This window comes from Kitasatospora sp. NPDC057542 (assembly GCF_042801945.1).
Taxonomy (GTDB): Bacteria; Actinomycetota; Actinomycetes; order Streptomycetales; family Streptomycetaceae; genus Kitasatospora.
The window spans coordinates 1-18,494 of sequence record NZ_JBHVFE010000153.1; the positions used below are offsets into that span (position 1 = coordinate 1).

Consider the following 18,494-nt stretch of genomic DNA (forward strand, 5'->3'; position numbering starts at 1 on the left):
CCCCTGGCGCGGCCGGCGGCCAGGATGGACGTGTGCGCGGCCCCGGCATCGAAGGGTCGGCCTCGTTACCTGGTACCGGGTGCCGTTCCTTCCGACCATGGGGTCCTCATTGCTCCGCTTCCAGCCGTATGACGGTGTCTCGGATGACGATCGGCGCGGAGGCCCGTTCGGACAGGACGTCCAGCAGGTCGGGGCGGATCACGACTGCGCAGCCGGTCGTCCGTGGCCACGGCAAGCGGTAGGCGCTCCGCTCGTACTCGGCGCGCCAGCAGATGAGCCGCAGGGCCGGACCATGGTCGTCGTCCAGTGTCAGCGGGCCTCCGGATGTCAGGCACAGTGCGGCCCGCAGCCACGGGGTGGGTGTCAGTGCGAAGCCGGGCAGCCCCAGGCCTTGGGCGGCGTCTGCGGCGGCGGTCATGGCGCGGTCGAGGCCGAGGAGCGCTGTGGCCGTCGGGGTGTCAGCGGCGGGGTGCTGCCCCGGCCGTCGGGACCACTCCTCGAGGTCTCCCTTCGCGAAGGGGAAGGTGCTGCTCTGCTGATTCCCGGTGTCGGTCACTTCCGGGCCTGAGCAGGTCACGACGGTCAGGCCGGTTGTGCGAGTGTCCGGTGACAGGAACTTGCGTTCCTCCACGGAAGCGAGGATGCGCCAGCCCGGGAGGGTCTGTCCGGTGAGGACGGCGGCTTGCGCCAGGGGCCGTGTGGAAGTGGTCTCGGTGGTTGTTGCAACCGTCGGGGTGTCCGGGTCGGACGGGTCGTCGGGGCCGGGTGGCAGCCGGAGGTCGGGGCGCGGCCAGCGTGCTACTTCGAAGGCCAGCGGGATGCGAGGGTGGTCTGTGAGTACGGCGGCCAGCTGGTCCTCCCAGACGGCCGGGTCGCTCGTCCCCAGGCCTTGCGAGAGTCTGTGCGCGCGGCTGCCCGCCGCCACCGTCTGGATCGTCTCTTCGATGGTCTCTTCGAGGGCGAGGTAGGCGTCGGGCAGCTCGTCCTCGTCGGCACTGCGGTTGGCGCGGTGCAGGGCCTTGTTCCTCTCGATGGTGCGCTCGGTGTCGAGCTCGCGGCGGACCTTGGCGAGGACCGCTCGGATCAGCCCGGACTGCAGTTGCTCGGCTTCGTTCAGCCGCGCGCGGGCCACTTCTGCGACCATCCCCTTCACGAAGTGGTCTTTCTGGCTGTCTTCCTGCGCAGCGGAGGTCCACAGGCTGCTCAGCGGGGTAAGCGCTGCCGGATCCGAGGGTCCCAAGGGCACGTCGGCCGCATCGGTGAGCAGCCGGCGGGCGAGGGCGCGGACGGTGAGCAGCGGTCCGCGGGCCAGTGCTTCGAGTGCGTGCTGGCAGTGGTCCACGACGAGTTGGGCTGCGGCGCCCTGCTCATGGAGGAGGCACAGCAGCCACATCAGGGTCGCCGGATCGGAGAGTTGCTCCAGTGCGAGGGCCATGGCGGGTGCCGTGGCTTCGGGGCGCAGCGTGATCAGGGACCGCGTCGCAACCATCGCGCGGCGTTTGCCTTCCCGGTCCGCGTGTGCAACTGCGGCCAGTGCCGCGGTCGCGAAGGCGCGATCGAGATCGCCGGGTGCGGGGGTGCCGTTGTCGTTGTCAGGGGCGCGGTAGGGGTGCTGGGGGTCGTCGCTGTCGTGGACGCGGGGTGCTCTGTTCTCGATGATCGTTGCGGCTTCGTCCCAAAGGGCGAAGGCCAGGTCGAGAGAGCCGTTTGGGGGCAGGCCGAGGGCTTGGTGGGCGAAGGCGAAGACCAGTGCCTGGGTGATGCCGTGGGTCCCGTACCGGCCAGCGCCCACCACTGCTTCGACCTCTTCGGTGATGACGCGGTGGGTGAGGGCGGGGTCGAGTTGAGAGGCCGTGCGAAGGGCGTCGAGAGCTGTCTCGCCTCCGAAGTTCAGCCATCCGCCTTGTCCGCGGGTGCGTACCCAGGTCAGTGCGTAGGCTTCGGCGGCGAGAGTGTCGTGGCCGTTCTGGTGGAGCTTGTCCGCGAGTTGGCGCAGCAGGAGCGGGCCGTCCCGGAAATCGAAGGGGCCCGCGATGGCGCGCAGGACTTGTGCGGCCTCGTCAGTCTGTCCTCGGGTGATCAGGTCGAGCAGGCCGTCGCCGACGAGGTCTGTCATCTGTTCGAGCGTGTGCTGTGGTGCGCCGGCCTCGTACGGGCTCAGGTGCCATGCGCGCAGTACCCGGATCAGGCCGACCGGCTCGGAGGGCGCGGGCGACAAGGCGGCAGGTGAGGTCGGCGGCGGAGCGGCCGGCTGCGCGGGGATTGGTGTGCTGCGGAGGCTCTGGGACTCGTCGGTGACCAGTGGTTCGGGCAGGGGGGTGAGCTGCGGGGCGCCGATGCGTTCGGCGACGGCGTTGAGTTCCGCGACAAGCTGCGCGTCGGTCGGCCTGGTCTCGTCGGTGGAGGAGTCGCGGTTCGCTTGCCGCTCGTCGGCCCTGCTCAGTGCGAGGCGCAGCAGTTGTGGAACGTCGTCGGGCGTGGAGGGGCCGATTGTCCGGGCGAGCCGGTCCAGAAGTGCGGCGTCGGCTTGGAGGAGCGGGCTGTCCAAGGTGATGCGGAGCGCGGTTGCCGCGACCGGGTCGGCAGTGTCGCTCCACGCGCGCCAGAGGTCTTCTCGGGCGCCGTGGAGGAGGGTATTCGGGCCGTTGCAGTCACTGAGCAGGCCGGCGGCTGCGAGATCGGCAAGGGCCGCGGGGTCTGCCCCGGCCAGGACGCTCCACCACCGCGGACGGGCGGTGTTGGTCTCCTTGCCGTCCGTGTGAAGGACAAGGCGTTCGCACAGCGGCTGGATGCGCGCCACCCGCGCCCGCCCCCGGGCCGGATCCGCAGCGACCAGGGCGGGCAGCGGATCCAGGACCTCGTAGACGGTGTTGTCCTTGTGCCAGCCGTAGGCCACCAGGAAGCGGCAGGCCGCCAGCCAGAGTTCCTCCGCCTCGACGAGGTCGTCGGCGATGAGGGCGAGACGCGCGTGGATGAGACGGTAGCGGGCGAGGTCGCTGTAGAAGCGTCCGCCGGCCTGCTGCAGGAACTCGTTGCGGACGGCTTCGTCAACGCCTGCCCGCCGTGCGGGCGTGGTGTGCTCGACGGCAATCGTCAGGAGAGTGTCGGCCGGCAGCGGTCCGCCCATCTCGCCGCGCACGCTGACGCTGATTTCCCGGCTGACGTGGATGAGGGTCTTCCACGCTTGTGGCCAGTCCTGGTCGGACACGAGGGCAGCCGCTCGGCGTACCGACTCTTCAATGAGCGGATGGATCGGGTAGAGGTCGCAGGCGCGGGGTTTGCCGGTGAAGCGGCCGAGGTCTGCGGTCAGGAGCCCGAGGGCTTCGATGACCAGGCCGGACCGGGTGGGTGTTTCGGCGGCTTCGGCGCGGGCGAGGGCGATCGCGAACCGCAGCCAGCAGGGGTACCAGCCGGGCCCCTGGACGAGAGAAGGTGCCGCGTCCAGGGCGATGGGGTCGGTCCGTGCCGTGACCGCCAGCGCGTCGAGCCACCTGGCCACGGCCACGGGACCCCACCGGACCTGTTCGTTCTGTACGTTGTATGTCAAGGAAAACAAGGCGTCGCGGGCCGTCGAAGTCTCGTCTGCCGCAAGGCCTGCGGCAAGATCGGCGGCGACGACCCCCAGCGCGAGCAGCCGTTGCGCCGTTCCCATCACATATCCCAGGTCGGCGGCCTTCTGCGCCCAGTCCGCGGCGCTGCCCGCCGCCTCGGGCACCGCGCCTGCGGCGATCTGCTCGGCGAGCGCGAGGCATACCGGGCCGCCCGTCTCAAGGCGCGGCACCAGGTCGGTGACGGCCTCCATGCCGACGGTGTCGAGGAGCGTCTTAACGACGGCGTCTGCCGCTGCCTGGTCACCCCGTTCGTCGAACCACTCAGCGATGCGGTCCAGCGACACCGGCCGGCCGGGCCCGTCCTCCTGCGGCTCCTCCCCTGTCCCCTGATCGGTCGCCGACAGGCGCAACCGGCCACGCAGGTATGCCAGTTCGACGGCCCGGTCGGACTCCGCCCCGTAGGAGGTGTTGTCCGATTCCGCCTCGTGGTCGTGCGTCATCATGTACGCGTGCCACGGTGCCACGGCACCTGCCTCGTCGAGGACGGCGCACATCTGCAGACCCGCTCGGGCGGGCATGACGGTCCGCCCGTCGTGCAGGAGCCGATCCGCCAGCGTCTGAGCCCCCATCAAGGCGATCGGCACGTCGGCGAATTCCACCAGGTCCGAGTCGAAGCGCTCGAACTCGAACGTCTGCGCGGCCCTCGCCAGTTCGACACAGCGCACGACGAGGGGCCAATTCGCTGTCCTGGCGGCACAGCGCACGCCGGTGGCCAGGTTGTCCCTGATCGCCGAGGCCGGGTGGGCGGTGGCGACAGCACGGGCGACGAAGTCCCGCCCGATGTGGTCGAGTACCTCCGCATCGCGTCCCGCTTCGGCGAGGATCTGCAGGAGACGGCGGAAGGCCCGCGGGTCGTCGAACAGTCCCTTCCCGGTCAGCCAGGTGGCGATCAGCGCCAGCGTCGATTCCAGGGCCCCAGGGTCGTTGTCGTAGCCCAGGCGCAGGTAGCGGGCGAATGACTCGTGGTAGACGCGGATTTCGCCGGGTCCGGCCGTCCCGGAGAGTACCGGGGCCAGCACTTTCAGCGCGTCGTCGATCCTGTGCGCCCGGTCCGGGATGATCTGCCCGAGCTCCTCGCGGGTGACGGACACGCCGAGCAGGGCGATAATGTCCGCGACGACGTCGGCTTCCGCGCCGAGGGTGTCGTAGAGGTGGTTGTAGTAGCCCTCCAACGATCCCTGGTAGGCAGGGAGCGCCCGCACCACTGCCGCGGCTTTCGTTATCGTCTCCGGCCGGAGGGCGACCTCGCGGCAGAGGTACGTCGCGTACAGGGCGTTTCCGCCCGAGCGTTCCTGCAGCGCGTCCAGGAAGTCGGTCACGTCGCGGTCGTCGGTCAGGAGCGCTTCGGTGCGCTCGTCGTCCGCCGCCGGGACGAGTTTGAGTCGCTGGGCGACGGCGCGGCACTCGTGCGCGGTCAGTGGCGGCACGGAGACGGAAGCCGCCCCCGTGTCCTGGAGGGGGACGAGGTGGTTTCCGGGTTGGCTGAGGACGATGAGGACGCTGCCGGGCGGAAGGGGCAGCGAGCCGAGGACCGCGGCGAGAGCCAGGGACGGATCGGCTCTCCTGGTCCTTCCTCCTTGTACGCGGGTGACGTGGTCCAGTCCGTCCACGACGAGCGCCACGCGCCGGGTGGGGTCCTTGCGCAGAGCGGTGTCCACCGCCGTCGTCAGTGCTTGCGCATCGGCGGCGAAACGAGGGCGCTGCTCCTGGACGAGGTCGGGGTCCGACTCGGCCAGCCGGCCCAGCAGGCTGCCGAAGACCGTTTCGGTGACCACCCGGGTCAGCTGGTCGCCGTCGGCGTCGCCGAGGTAGCAGTAGTGCTCGGCGACCAGCCATCCGTCACCGGTGAGTTGGTCGACCAGCTGCTGGCACGCCCAGGACTTGCCCTGTCCCGGAGGGCCCGTGACCAGCAGGACTCCCCCGTCGGCTGCCGCTGTCCCGGCCGCTTCCGCCAGGACGCCGACCGTGGCGGGCCTGGCCACTTCCAGAGCGCGGTCGACAGGGTTCGCGCGCACGACGGCGCCGAGGTCGCTGCGCAGTTGGGCCTGGCGCATTAGCTCGCGGGGTGTCATCTCGCTTCCGCGCTGCCGTGCGGAGCGGACCGTTCGGATCAGCGCCTCGGCGACATCCACCGGTGAGCGTCCCTCGTTGGGGTAGATCCCCGCGCCGAGCTCGCCGCGCACCCGTTGGAGGAGAAGCTGTTCGGCCGGCCCTGGCTGCAGGAGGTCCGTCGTCATGGCCGGCGCGCCGACTTCCACCACCAGGTGCTCGCACAGCCATTCCAGGTCCTGCTTGGACACAGCCGTGTCACCGCCGGTCAGGAACCCGAAGACGTTGCCCGCTTTGCGTCGGCCCCGCGCGGGCAGGTCGAACCCTCGCCAGAGGGCTTCCGCGTCGAACCGCAGCAGTGTGGTGTTCATCCCCGCCAGGAATGGCACGTCAGAGGAGCGGGCTGGCACCATCACCGCGTTCAGTACAGCATCGTCCGGAGGTGCGTCGCGCATCACGATGCGCAACCGGTGCGCGGTGGCGCCCGCCCCGGGGCCGTCCCGGTCGGCGACGGCAGCCGCCACGAGGCGGTCCAGCATCAGCCCGCGATTGTCGGTCGTGAACGTGGCGTAGCCGAGGGGGCCTTCCTCGTCCGAGTGCTTGAACTGCGTCCGCTCACGGGATCTGTCCGCGTTGATCACCGTGAGGTCGTCGAAGCGATCGTCCGCCACCAGCTTCTCATCGACATGGACCCTGGCGATCCCGCCGAGCAGCAGGTCGACGACGCGGCCTGCCTCCATCAAGTCCTGGTACTCGTACCCGCGGTGCGCGGCAGTCAGATCACTCATGTCGGCAGCATTCTCCACCGTCGACCACCCTGCTGGCGCTGAAGTGACCAAACCGCGACGAAGGCCCCGATCAGGTCCACCGGCTTTGCTATCGCTGAGAGCTCGTAACACGATCATGGTGTCCTGCACGTGGACTGGCCATGCGCACCCACACCGGGGCGCCGACGATGATCAGGTGGGTGCCGTCGAAGTCCCATAGCTCGGGGTCGAGCGTGACGTCGGTGTAGAACACTGCCAGCCGACCGGCGTCCATGGCCTGGCCGAGGAGCGCAGTAGCCTGGCGTAGATATCAGTTCAACCGTGGGGGTGGGACGTTGGCAGCCGTGGTCTTCGTACACGGGATCGCCAAGCAGTATCTGGGGCCGAGGACGATGCACGGCGGGATTGCGGCAGCTGCAGCCGACGGGGTGCGTCTTGCGGGAGGCCCGTCGCTGGCCGCCGAGGACGTGGCGGTGGCCTTCTACGGCCATGTCTTCCGACCCTCAAACGGCAAGGGCGAGACCTGGCACGACCCTGATGCGTTGACCGAGGACGAACAGGCGCTGCTAGCCGCACTGTGGCAGTCGGCCGCCAACGAGGAACCGGACCGGGTGCCGGCCGCCAACGGACGGGCCGGATTGAAGGCACGCACTCCGCTGACCGTCCAACACGCCTTGCACGCCGTGTGCCAGTCCCGGTTCCTGGCCGGCGTCGGGGAGCAGTTCATGCTCGGTGTGCTGCGCCAGGTGACTCGCTACCTGAACGATCCCGCCTTGCGTGGGCGGGTCCAGGCGGAGATCGCCGCCGCCGTCACTCCAGACACCCGGGTGCTCGTCGGCCATTCCCTTGGGTCGGTGGTGGCCTATGAGGCGTTGTGCGCCCATCCCGAGTGGAACGTGCGAACGTTGGTGACGTTGGGGTCGCCTCTGGGCATCCCGCACCTGGTGCGCGAGCGGCTGCTGCCGGCGCCAGTGGACGGCCTGATCACATGGCCGGGGAGCGCCGAGAGTTGGACCAACATCTGTGACCGCTATGACGTGGTCGCACTGGTGAAGGCACTCGCGCCACTTGTCGGCAGCAGCCAGGTCACCGACCTTTTGGTGGACAACGGCTGGCAGGCCCACGCGGTCGAGCACCACCTGACTGCCGTGGAGACCGGTGCGGCCATCGCGGCGGGACTGCACGGGTGACCGAGGTGGCCCGCCGGTTCGTCATCACTGCCGGCACCGCCCGCTACCGTGACGAAGAGATCGAACAACTGCCGCATGTCCCGGGCGACCTCGACCAGGTCACCGAGGTGTTCGCCAGCATGCAGTACGGGTCGGCACTGCGCCTGCTCGACCTCGACCGGAATGAGCTGCTCGAACGCCTGATCCGCTGGAAGCGTGCGGAATCGCGCAGCGGGGACGCACTGGTGGTCTACTACAGTGGCCACGGCGAGCGCAGCGACGACGGCCACCACTATCTGCTCTGCCATGACAGTGAGTTCGGCGATCCGGACCTCGCACTTGAGACTGAGGATCTGGTCACTCTCTTCGGGCGCAGCGGCGTACGCCACCTGCTGGTGGTGATCGACACCTGCTACGCGGGGCTCGGTGCGACACAGGGAGTCAAGGCACTGACCCGCGACCTGACGCTCCGACTGGCAGCCGGCGGCCCCGAGGCGTTGGACGGGTTCGCGGTAATCGCTGCCGCCCGCCCGCGGGAACAGGCCGAAGACGGGCTGTTCGCCCAGGCACTGACGGCTGCGGTGGCCGACCCGGGCCTGGGCGGCCCACGACAGGCCAGGCTCGCACTGGAAGAGGTGGTGAGGCGGGTCAACAGCGAGCTCTTGGCGCGTGGCGCACTGCAGCGCGCGGAGTACTACATGTCCGGGGACGGCACATTCGCCTTCATGCCCAATCCTCGGCACGTGCCGGACCTGCCGCCCGAAGTGGACTTGGCCGAGCAGCGGGCATGGGCAAGCCAGACAGTTCGGCGAGAGTCGGAGTGGGCACAGCGGGTGCTCGAATTGGAGCGCCTGCTGGCGAATGAGCTGTCGGAGCTGTCAGCAGCAGGGGCGCGTGTGCCGGAGCTGGAGTCACCTGCGAGTGTGCTCGTTGAACGACCCTCCCCGGCTAACCGGTACCGCTTCGAATCGCCGCGACGCCACGACTACTTCACCGGCCGCACAGCAGCTCTCACTGTGCTCGGCGAATGGCTGGCTCGCCGTGGACGCCTGTCGCACCCCGAATACGGCGTGTTGGTCACTGGTTCCCCTGGCGTCGGCAAATCGGCATTGCTTTCCCGCCTGGCCCGGGACGGCGCGATCACCGTCAGTTTCCAGGCCCGGAATCTCACGCTGGCCGACCTGGTCGACCTGCTCGGTGACCACCTTGTCCTGCCTGCGCCGCGCACGCTGCAAGACGTGCTGTCCGCCATTGCAGTGTCGGGAGAGCCGCTCGACCTCGTGATCGACGGCCTGGACGAGGCTGTCCCGTCAGAGGTGCGGCCGCTGCTGTTCTCTCTGCTACGTCCGCTGGCCGCAATGCCATCCGTACGACTACTGGTAGGTACTCGCCCACACCTGGTCGACTTGGCCGGCCCCGAGTTCTGGGTCCTGGACTTGGACGACCCGCGGTGGTCGACCCAGGAAGACCTGGCCGCATACGCAGGACTGCTGCTCACCGCACCGGATGGTCCTGGCAGCCACGGTCGACCGCTCAACCCGTCACTGGCCGCTCAGGTCGCCACCCAGGCCGAGGGCAACTACCTGGCCGTCCGGCTGATGGCCCGGACCCTGGCCCACCGCCCGCCCAGCGCGCCGCCGGTCGAGCTGCCGAGCGGCGGCCTCGGTGCGGTCATCAGCTGGGCGCTTCGCGAGCAGCTTGGCCCGGACGAGCGCACCGCCCGCGCAATGCTGACCCCGATCGCCTTCGCCCAGGGCCGGGGTCTGCCGTGGGGGACCGTCTGGCCGGCTCTGGCCTCGTCCGTCCTGGGCAGATCGGTCAGGGGTGAGGAGATCGCGGAGCTGGTGGCAGCGGCTGGCTCTTATCTGACCGAAGCCCTCGATCCACTCGGCCGCTCGGTCTACCGGCTGTACCACGAGGCCTTCGCCGACGAACTGCGGGCCGCTGCCTCACAGGATGCCCAGGCCCAGCTGAGCCGCGCGCTCGTGGCGCTGGTCCCACCCGCGCTTGACGGCAGCGGCCCGGACTGGATGGCGGCTGACCCGTACATCCGCGCTCATCTGGCCACTCACGCGGCAGCTGCCGGGCTGCTGGACGAGCTGGCCACGGACCCGCTGTTCCTGCTAGCAGCTGATCATGCAGCTCTGTTGCCAGCCCTGGACTCGGTGCGCTCGCCATCGGCACTGGCTGCGCGGCGGGTCTATCAGGCCAGTGCGGCGATGCTGCTCGGTACCCACGAACTATCAGAGCGAGCAGCGCTCCTGGAACTGGCCGCCGTCCAACACGATGCACGGTCGCTCGCGGCTGCCGTCCGAGCGCGGGTGCCCAGCCGCCGCTGGGGCACTCGGTGGGCGCTGCCCAGTCGGCCGCACCGGACCATCGGTTGGTCGCCTCACTCCGTGACGGGTGCCGCCGAGCGGGTCCTCGATGGGCAGACGGTGATTGTGACCGCTGGCCTGGTGCAGGGCGTGCAAGTGTGGGACTTTGCCTCCGGCGTGGCCGTGCGGGCACCGATTCCTGGCTGGTTCGTGCGACTCACGGTTCCGCACGACAGCGATGGCCCGCTGGTCATGACCTTGGGGGAGGGCCAGGCACAGGGCTGGGACCTGGATACCGGTAGGCCCCTCGGCCCTGCTCTGCGGACCGGGGCGGTCGAGATCGCCATGTCCGCCGGCCCAGATGGTCCGATAGGTGTCCTGCTCGAGCCTGATCGGATCGAGGTGGTCGATCTGGCTGTCGGCCGGGCCATCTGCACGATCGACCCGACCTTCCCGAGCCGTCGCGCCCCGCACCTCCGGCGGGTGGCAGTGGCCTGTCAGGGCAGCGAACTGACCGTCGCTATCGCAGCAGTCGGCTGGGGGCGCAATCACACCCAGCACGCCGAGTTGGAGGTGTGGTCCGTAGACCTGGTCACCGGGAGAACCCGCCGGACGGACCGGCTCAGTCATCGCGAGCACGAGATTCAGGAACTGCGCGTGCACAACGGGACCGTGCACGTGGTCCTGTCGCATCTGGCGTCTAACCGCGGTGGAACCGTCGTCTCGCAGCGGGGGCGGATCCGGACGATGCGGGTGCATGCGAGAGTACGAGGCGCTGCGATGGCGTTCCGGGACGATGGACCGCACTACTGGTACAACCGGAACGACTGCCGACTGCGCAGCGTCGACGCTGCCGGTCACCCTCGGGTGCTGGTCGATGTCGATCAGTCGGCGTACCGCCAAGTCCTACCTCTGGAGTCAACCACTCGTCCCGCCGTGGTCACCGTCGACGACCTGGCCACGTTCATCCAGGTGTGGGAGCCGACTGCTGTCGTGGAGGACCGGTACCGGCAACGCAGCCCGGTCTCCGACCCCGAAGCTGTTCCGTTCGCACTGACCAGGATCGACGGGCGGCAGCATGTTCTGCTCGGTACACGGACCGGCCTGCGGCTCCTGGATCCGGCAACAGGAGCGCAGGGCACCGGGTTATCGGTGCGCCTGATCGGCGGCCGGCTTGCCACACACCCAGAACTGCCCCCTGTGCTGGTCGGTCCACCGATGCCGCGTGGCAGACGAAAGTTGGTGCGGTACAACGCTGCGACGGACGAAGCCGTCACCCTTACTGGCGACCTCGGCAGGTTTGCCCTGGGCGCTGAACTGATTCCCTGGAACGGCCAGGAATTTCTCGTGTGCTGTTTCCTTAACCGCTTTGAACTCTGGGACAGCAGGCCCAAGTTGGTCTGCAGGGTATTCGACGGAGATGGCCACTTCTCGGTATCGGCTTCCTTCTCCATTCTGGCCAAGCGGGAGTTGGGCATCCTGCTCGCCGCTGGGGGATCGGTGATTCAGTACGACGGCACCCGAACTCCTACCATCCACTCACACCCAGCGGCTCGGGTGTCGGAGCTCAGCTTGCTGACCTGGTGGCGCGGCAGTCCCGTGTTGTGCTTCGCCGAGCCGGAGGGGCCCCTGGTCGTCCTCGACGCCCTCAAGGGGGATGAACTTCACCGGTGGTCGAATCCGAGCCTGAGTACGCGCCATCTGGCTGCCATTGAGGTCGACGACCGCTTGGTGATGGTGACAGCGGACACCGACCGGAGGCTGCGAGTCTTCGACAGTGCCTCGTCCGACTGCCGTCTGACCGTTCACATCGGCTCGTGGATCACGGGTCTGCTCATCAGTGACGAGCACCACGTCCTGGTGCGCACCCGCAGTGGGGTGATGTCGCTGCGCCTGCTGTGACCCCTCGGTTGCTGAGGTACAACCCTGCCAGAGGCGTTACTGACCTCGGCTCGTCAAGGTGAATCCGGGCGAAGTGCCTGATGAACCTGAAGCGGTGGCTGTATCCGATGGTGTGTGAGATATGCGGATGGGGGCGGGCTAACCGCCAAGGCCCATGCCGAGACGGTGGGCGGTATGCTGGCAGCACGTGGTGATCGCGGTATGCGGGGTGGGTATGGCGCCTTGCCTGGCTTATGTGGGGCGCAGTGAAACTATCACCGGAAGCACAGTCTGGCTGCCACTGGCGTCGATCCGAGAAAAGCCGAGCTCAGAGGTATTCTGATGGCCTGTCAGCGTTAACGGGGGGAAGCTGTGCTTCTGGGGACAGCTGCCTGTGCTTCTTGGTGGCAGATTCGCCGCGTCTCCTTTGCGTCAAGATCAACACCGCTGCGTCCACCCATGGGGCTTTCTGTTCCGGGGTCGGGTGTGCGCTGGCGAGCACCGAGAAGGGCGCCTCGACGACGGCATCGACGCCGTCGCCGTCAAACGCGACTTCCTCGTCGCCAACATGTTCGCGATCCAGGCCAGTGTGGAGTGGGCGTGCGGTGGGCTTGCTGCCCTGTCGCCTACTCCAAGGCGGCGATGAGCGGAGCCCACAGAGGGTGGGTCTGGGCCGGAACGACGAGGTGGGCTTGCTCGCGGGCGCGGGTCATGACGACGTACAGCAACCGGGAACCGCTCGGAAAGGGTTCGCCCTCGGGGCCGTAGTACTCGTCGTCGCCGAGTAGAAGGATGGTGGTGTCGGCCTCGCGTCCCTTGGTCTGGTGCAGGTTCATCACCTGGATGGGGTGCGGGCGCGGCCGAGTGGAGCCGACGAGGGTCTCGTCGTGGACTTCCCGCAGTCGGGCGGCTACGGCGTCGATTCCGAGTCCTTCGTCGAGAAGAAGCAGGGCGCGCCGGGTCTCGGACGCTGCCTGTAGCCACGACTCTTGTCCGCGGAAGGTGCCGATACGGGCGTATGCCCCCGTGAGGATTCCCGCCAGACGCGCGATGTCCGGTTCGGCGCCCCCGGCGGAGCGCAGGTCTCGCGCGAGGTCGGAAAACGCGGATTCCAGCACCGTGTTAGAGCGGTTGAGCATTTGACGAGCCAGCTCCGACAGGTTCCTGCTGCGCAGGCAGGCGGTGACGTAAACAGCCAGGGCCCGTCTGACCGGTGCGTCGTCATCGCCCAGCGCGTACTGCAGCAGCGCCAGTTGCGCGGACAGCGCCTCGGCATGCGCCTCGGTGAAGCCGACCTGCTCGTGGGCCAGGCCGGCCTCTGTGAGGGCATCCGACAAGGCCGTCGTCGCGACGTTCGTGTGGGTGAAGACACTGACCGTGTGCCCCTTCTCGCGTGCGGCCCGGGTCAGATCGATGACCTGTTCGTACCCGGAGCCGCTCGTGTACCGGGTGACGGCCAGGCGGCCATGGGAGGCAGCCACGCCGAAGGCGGGGTTGCTGAAGTCGCGCGTGCGCGCGGCCTCGGCCGCGGCGGGAAGGACGCCGGAGGGGTCGCGGTAGCTGGCCGGTTCGAGGTCGATCCGCACCGCACCCGGATGGGCCATGGCCGCCGCGATCCGTGCGGCGGGGTCCACGCCGGGCTTGAAGCTCCCCTGGAAGATGCTCTGGTTGACATCGCCCAGCAGGATCTGCCGTGCCCCGGGGGCGATCTGCTGTACGAACTCCCACTCGGTGGCGTCGGTGTCCTGGAATTCGTCGCAGATCGCCAGGGAGTACCGGCCGGCGTAGTGCTCGCTCACCTTGGGCAGCGTGAGCAGCTCGGCGGCTGCGGGCATCAGCTGGTTGTAGGTGAGTCCGGGCGGGGCGCCAGGCACGAGCCGGTTGGCCTCACTGAGGACGTACTGCGGGGGAGGGAAGCCGTGGTGGGCGCCGAAGCTGCTGATGATCCTCCACGCGAAGCCGTGGAAGGTCGCGACCTCCATTCGCGGGCGCAGCGGGCCGATCACCCCTGCGGCGCGGTCGATGATCTGCGCGACCGCGGTACGGGAGAACGACAAGAACAGCACCCGGGTAGCGGCCGGAAGTTGGGTGCGCTGCCCGCTGCGGGCAGCGTTTTGGCGCAGGAGTCCCAAGTCCCGGTCGGACGCTTCCAGATGCGCGCGGGCGGCCGCCACAGCGGTGGCGGTCTTGCCTGTTCCCGCGCCGCCGGTGACCAGTACCACCGGCGCCGTGCTGTCGATGACGTCCTGCTGGTCCTTACGTGCCTCGTAGGTCATCAGGAGGCCGCCGGCTGGCTGGGAAGCGCCAGGTCGATCACCTGCGGGCCGTCGTACGCGGGGTCCGCCGCCCGGGCGAGTTCGGCGAGCGCGTTGAGGATCAACGGTGGATGCTGCGCCTTGCCGTCGCTGTAGAGAGCCTCGAGGAACTGCTCGTGGAGCCCCTGCTTGTGGATCACCTTGCACAGGTTAGACACAGCCCACTCGTCCGTCGCGCCGCTCATGGGGTCGGGGATGCCGTACTCGGTGAGCGCTGCGCTGGCGGCGGCGACCTCGGGCAGGGGAAGCCCCTCGACCAGGGCACGTTCGATGGCCGCTCCCAGGGGGAGCCGGAGCACCACGTCGCACGAGGCTTGGATCTTGGTGAGTTCGTCCGTCGTCTGCTGGTTGTCGCGGTCGCGGTCGATGAGGACCAGGACCCGGAACCCCAGCTGCCGTGCCAGGTCGGCGATGCGAGGGATCTGGCTGGTCCCGCCGTCGCCGCCGGTGCCGGCGGCGACCAGTCTGACGCCATGGGCGGACAGGGGAAGCTGGGCTGGAGGCCGGCGACGGTCCACCATGCCGATCGCTGCCACGTCGTGCGGCCCCTCGGTGATCGCGACCACCGGCGCCGTCAACGCAGCCAGCAACTGTGTGTGCCACTGCCGCATCGCGCTCAGCGCCTTGCGGTCGGTGATCTTGGTGAACTGGTGGTGTGAGCGGACACCGCCGTGCCGCACCAGGCGTACCACCTCCGTGGGTTCGAACGCCCGCGCCGCCTCCGGGCGCCGCGTGGACAGCCACACCTGACCGGAGCGGCTCCGCAGCAGCGAGGCCAGGTGCTCGGTCGCCGAGGCGTCCAGCTGATCGCCGAAATCGTCGGCCAGAACCACCGCGCCGGGCACTGTGGCCAGCAGCATCGCCTCCGCCATGGCCAACACGGCACTGACCGTGCTGCCGTGCTGGGCGAGCCCGAGCATCCCGCCGTTGTCGAGGTGCAGCGCCGCGCGCAGGGTCCGCAGTAGGGCCGCCACCGATCCGTCCTCGGCTCGGAAGCCCACCTGCTCCGCCGTGACCGGGGTGTCCCCGATGAGGGTCCCGGCGCCTCCGACGGCCAGGACCGCGTCGACCGCCTCGGTGATCGCGGTGTCCGCCGACAGCTGGGTCACTGCCTCCTCGACGGCCAGGGCCAGCATGTCGAACGCCGCGGTCGCAGCCTTCGCGTCGCGGTCATCCAGGATCCGCCGCAACCCCATGCCAGCGCGCAGTTGCAACGGCAGGCCCGTATCCAGGACCACGACCGGGAGCGCGCGTCGCGTGGAGGCAGGAACACGGTGGTACTGGCCCAGTTCCGGGTTGCTGCGGGCCGGGAAGTAGACGACCGATTCCAAGGACTCCGCCGCCTCGTCGTAGGTGAGGCGGTAGGCCAGGCGCACACACAGAGCGGCGTCGGCGGGAGCCTCCGAGGCCGCGCTGGCGCGCCCGTCCGGCTCCAGTGGCTCAAGCACCCCGTCGAGGAGCTGCTGCACGTCCGCGTCGAAATCGGTGAGCGTCACCTCCACCTGAGCCGCCGCCACCCGCTCCAGTCGGCGGGAAGGGGCAGCCTCCTGGACGTCCTCGGCCGCGTCGGTCTCGGGCTCCGCCGCGTCCGTGCCGGGCTCCGCCGCCGGATCAGTGACCCACTTCTGATGCAAGTCCGAAAGCGCCGCGCCGCGACTGGAGTTGGGGTCCAGTGCTCGCGCCAGCGCCGCCAGGAGGTCTGTCCGCCCGGCCCGTGGAACCGCCGCCAGCAGCACATGCTCGCGTGGACGCACATCGAGGTGCTCCCAGCCCCTGAACCCTTCGATGAGCAACCGCGTCACTCGCACGCTGACATCCTTAGCACGGCCAAAGCCAACAGAAGGGACAGATACCCTGGAATCGCCACAGGGGGGCTTGGCGTCCCCAGCAACCGACCCATCGCAAGGATGAGCCAACCCGCGCCGCTCCCGGCGCACTTATGGCATATACCGCCGGAATGGGACCACGCAAGTCCAAGTCAACCTGGGTGGTCGCGCGTTCTACACTGCCGAGGGTCGCGGAGGCATCTGCACGCAGTTCCTGCGGGCTACCTCGTGATCGACATCTCGTCCGTACCCACCAACACAGCATGATCGACAGGACAGGGCCTAAAGCAGTAGCTCTGACTCCGATGCGCCCTGGTCCACGACGCCCCGGCCCCGGCAAGCGGGTGCTGATCAGGTCGGGTCAGGTCCTTCTCTACGGTGGGGCCGGTGTCGGTGGCCTTGATCGATCGCGGTCGACCCGCCGACTTTTTACAAATCGTGTCGTTTCTCCGAGCGGCGTCCGGCCTCTCCGCTGCGAACAGTGGAACCTCCGCCATGTGGTGTTCGGTGTGGTGGCGGGCAGGCGAGCGCCCTGGTTCTGCCCCGGTCGGATGTGGCTGTGACTGAGGGGGCCTCACCAGGGCGCTTCATCTTCCGTTAGCACTAATGGAGTTGGTCGAAGTCGAAGACTGCGGTGACGGGAGCGTGGTCGGACCACCGCTCGGCGTGGGTGGCGGCGCGTTCGACGTAGGCCTCGACGCACTTCTTAGCGAGGATTCCAGTAGCGATAATTAGGTCGATCCTCCAGCCGGAGTCGTTGTCGAAGGCGCGGCCGCGGTAGGACCACCAGGAGTAGGGGCCGGTGCGGTCGGGGTGGAGGGCGCGGACGACGTCGACGTAGCCGGCCTCGTCGTAGACGCGGGAGAGCCAGGCGCGCTCCTCGGGGAGGAAACCGGCGGACTTCTGGTTGGCCTTCCAGTTCTTGAGGTCCTCGGGGCGGTGGGCGATGTTCCAGTCGCCGCAGACGATGACCTCGCGGCCGTCGGCGGCGGCGCGGGTGCGCAGGGCGGTGAGGTGGACGAGGAATTCCGCCATGAAGCGTTCCTTTTCGTCCTGGCGCTCTGTGCCGACCTCGCCGGAGGGGAGGTAGAGGCTGGCGATGGTCAGGCCGGGCAGGTCGATTTCGACGTACCTGCCCGAATTGTCGAATTCCTCAGAGCCGAATCCGATGACCGTGCGCTGCGGCTTCTCGCGGGAGAGGACGGCGACGCCGGCTCGGCCCTTGGTGGCGGCGGGGGCCCAGACCGCGTGCCAGCCGTCCAGGTCGCGCAGTTCGACGGGCAGTTGCTCGGGTTCGGAGCGCACCTCCTGGAGGCAGACCACGTCCGCCTCGGTACCGGCCAGCCACTCGACGAAGCCCTTCTTGGCCGCTGCCCGGATTCCGTTCACGTTCACACTCGTCACCACGATCACCCGGGCAGCCTACCGACTGGCTGTTCCCGGTCCGAACCGTGACGCGCGGCGGCGGGCCGTCTCCGTCGGCCGTCTCCATCGACTGTTCCCGCCGGCCGTCTCCGCCGGATGGTGACAGTGGCTGACAGGAGCTGTCGTGAACGCGGCATGAATACGGGTGGCGGCCCCATCGGGCGGCGCCATTGGTCTTGACCATCTCCGGACGGAGCACCTAGGGTCACTTACTGCAAGGACCTTTAATAAAGAAGGACGGATAAAGGCCCGCTCTCCCACCTGCCGCAATCAGCGGACAGTGGGCCCGGGATCCGCCCTCCTTGTCGCAGGGCGGACAACATCAGGGTGGAGGACACGGTGGGGACGACAGGACAGCTTTCTGCGGTGCCGGAGCCGAAGTACTGGCACCTGCGCACGGTGCTGCTGCGGGCCATCGACTCGGAGTTCTCCACCGGTCAGGTGCTGCCCAACGAGCGCGAGCTCTCGGCCCGCTTCGGCGTCGCCCGGGCCACGCTGCGGCAGGCGCTCGACCAGCTGGAGCTGGAGGGCCGTCTGGTGCGCCGCCGGGGGATCGGCACCCTGATCGCCGCCCCGCGGGTCGGCGTCCCGGTCAGCCGGCAGGAGGAGGGCTGGCCCGGCGCCGCGCGCAGCCAGGCCTGGCGGACGATCGACTGCACCACCGCCCCCGCCTCCGCGCAGCTGGCGAAGAGCCTCGGCATCGCCGAGGGCGCCACCGTGCACACCGTGCGCCGGGTCCGCCTGGTGGAGGGCCGGGCGGTGGCCGGCGAGTCGTTGCACGTCCCGGCCGCCGCCCTGCCGCACCTGCCGGGCTTCCGTGCCGAGAGCGACCGCGCCCGTTCGGTGCTGCGCCAGCTGGAGCGCCTGGAGGTGGACGGTGAGTCCCGCTCGGTCGAGCTGGGTGTCGCCGAGGCCGAGCAGGCCGCCCTGCTGGAGCGCCCGCCCGGCGCGCCGGTCCTGGTCATGACCACCCAGTACGCCTCGGCCGGCCGACTGGTGGCGCTGGCGGTCTCCACCTACCGGGCGGACACCTGCAAGCTGACCTTCGGCGAGGCCGGACTCGTCGAGGTCACCCCGGTCGGCGCGACGGCCGAGGTCCGTACCGCCTCCTGAACCACTTTCCGGAAACCCTC

The 18,494-nt window shown here is 69.1% G+C and carries 7 protein-coding genes; 3 read left to right on the forward strand and 4 right to left on the reverse strand.

The annotated features are described in order from the left end of the window. Positions 1 to 106: 106 nt before the first annotated feature. The gene (locus tag ACFU7Y_RS20370) at positions 107 to 6,448 is read right to left on the reverse strand and encodes an AAA family ATPase (RefSeq protein ID WP_380769134.1); all 6,342 of its coding nucleotides are present in this window, start codon (positions 6,446 to 6,448) and stop codon (positions 107 to 109) included. A 323-nt stretch (positions 6,449 to 6,771) separates the two neighbouring features. On the opposite strand from ACFU7Y_RS20370, the gene ACFU7Y_RS20375 reads away from it, so the two are divergent. Together ACFU7Y_RS20375 and ACFU7Y_RS20380 are read left to right on the forward strand one after the other, a co-directional pair. Next, entirely contained in the window at positions 6,772 to 7,617 is an 846-nt protein-coding gene (locus ACFU7Y_RS20375; RefSeq protein ID WP_380631242.1) for a hypothetical protein, read from the forward strand. Then, positions 7,614 to 11,816, forward strand: coding sequence for a caspase family protein (locus tag ACFU7Y_RS20380; protein WP_380769136.1), 4,203 nt, complete (start codon positions 7,614 to 7,616; stop codon positions 11,814 to 11,816). Before ACFU7Y_RS20375 ends, ACFU7Y_RS20380 begins: the two co-directional genes overlap by 4 nt. 605 nt (positions 11,817 to 12,421) lie before the next feature. On the opposite strand, the gene ACFU7Y_RS20385 is transcribed toward ACFU7Y_RS20380, so the two are convergent. The 3 genes from ACFU7Y_RS20385 to ACFU7Y_RS20395 all read right to left on the reverse strand — a co-directional run bounded on the left by ACFU7Y_RS20385 (position 12,422) and on the right by ACFU7Y_RS20395 (position 17,349). Continuing rightward, positions 12,422 to 14,071, reverse strand: coding sequence for a UvrD-helicase domain-containing protein (locus ACFU7Y_RS20385; protein ID WP_380769137.1), 1,650 nt, complete (start codon positions 14,069 to 14,071; stop codon positions 12,422 to 12,424). Then, positions 14,071 to 15,918 carry a hypothetical protein gene (locus tag ACFU7Y_RS20390; protein ID WP_380769139.1) on the reverse strand — a complete coding sequence of 616 codons (1,848 nt, stop codon included), beginning with the start codon at positions 15,916 to 15,918 and terminating at the stop codon, positions 14,071 to 14,073. The genes ACFU7Y_RS20385 and ACFU7Y_RS20390 overlap by 1 nt, the downstream gene beginning before the upstream one ends. 621 nt (positions 15,919 to 16,539) lie before the next feature. After that, the gene (locus tag ACFU7Y_RS20395; RefSeq protein WP_380769141.1) at positions 16,540 to 17,349 is read right to left on the reverse strand and encodes an exodeoxyribonuclease III; all 810 of its coding nucleotides are present in this window, start codon (positions 17,347 to 17,349) and stop codon (positions 16,540 to 16,542) included. A gap of 351 nt (positions 17,350 to 17,700) precedes the next feature. Between ACFU7Y_RS20395 and ACFU7Y_RS20400 the strand changes: the two genes are divergently transcribed. After that, positions 17,701 to 18,474: a GntR family transcriptional regulator gene (locus ACFU7Y_RS20400; protein WP_224280094.1), complete on the forward strand. Its 774-nt coding sequence runs from the start codon at positions 17,701 to 17,703 to the stop codon at positions 18,472 to 18,474. Positions 18,475 to 18,494 lie beyond the last annotated feature (20 nt).

Coding starts and splice junctions, on each gene's coding strand:
- ACFU7Y_RS20370 (WP_380769134.1), bottom strand. CDS start 6,448: ATGAGTGATCTGACTGCCGCGCACCGCGGGTACGAGTACCAGGACTTG.
- ACFU7Y_RS20385 (WP_380769137.1), bottom strand. CDS start 14,071: ATGACCTACGAGGCACGTAAGGACCAGCAGGACGTCATCGACAGCACG.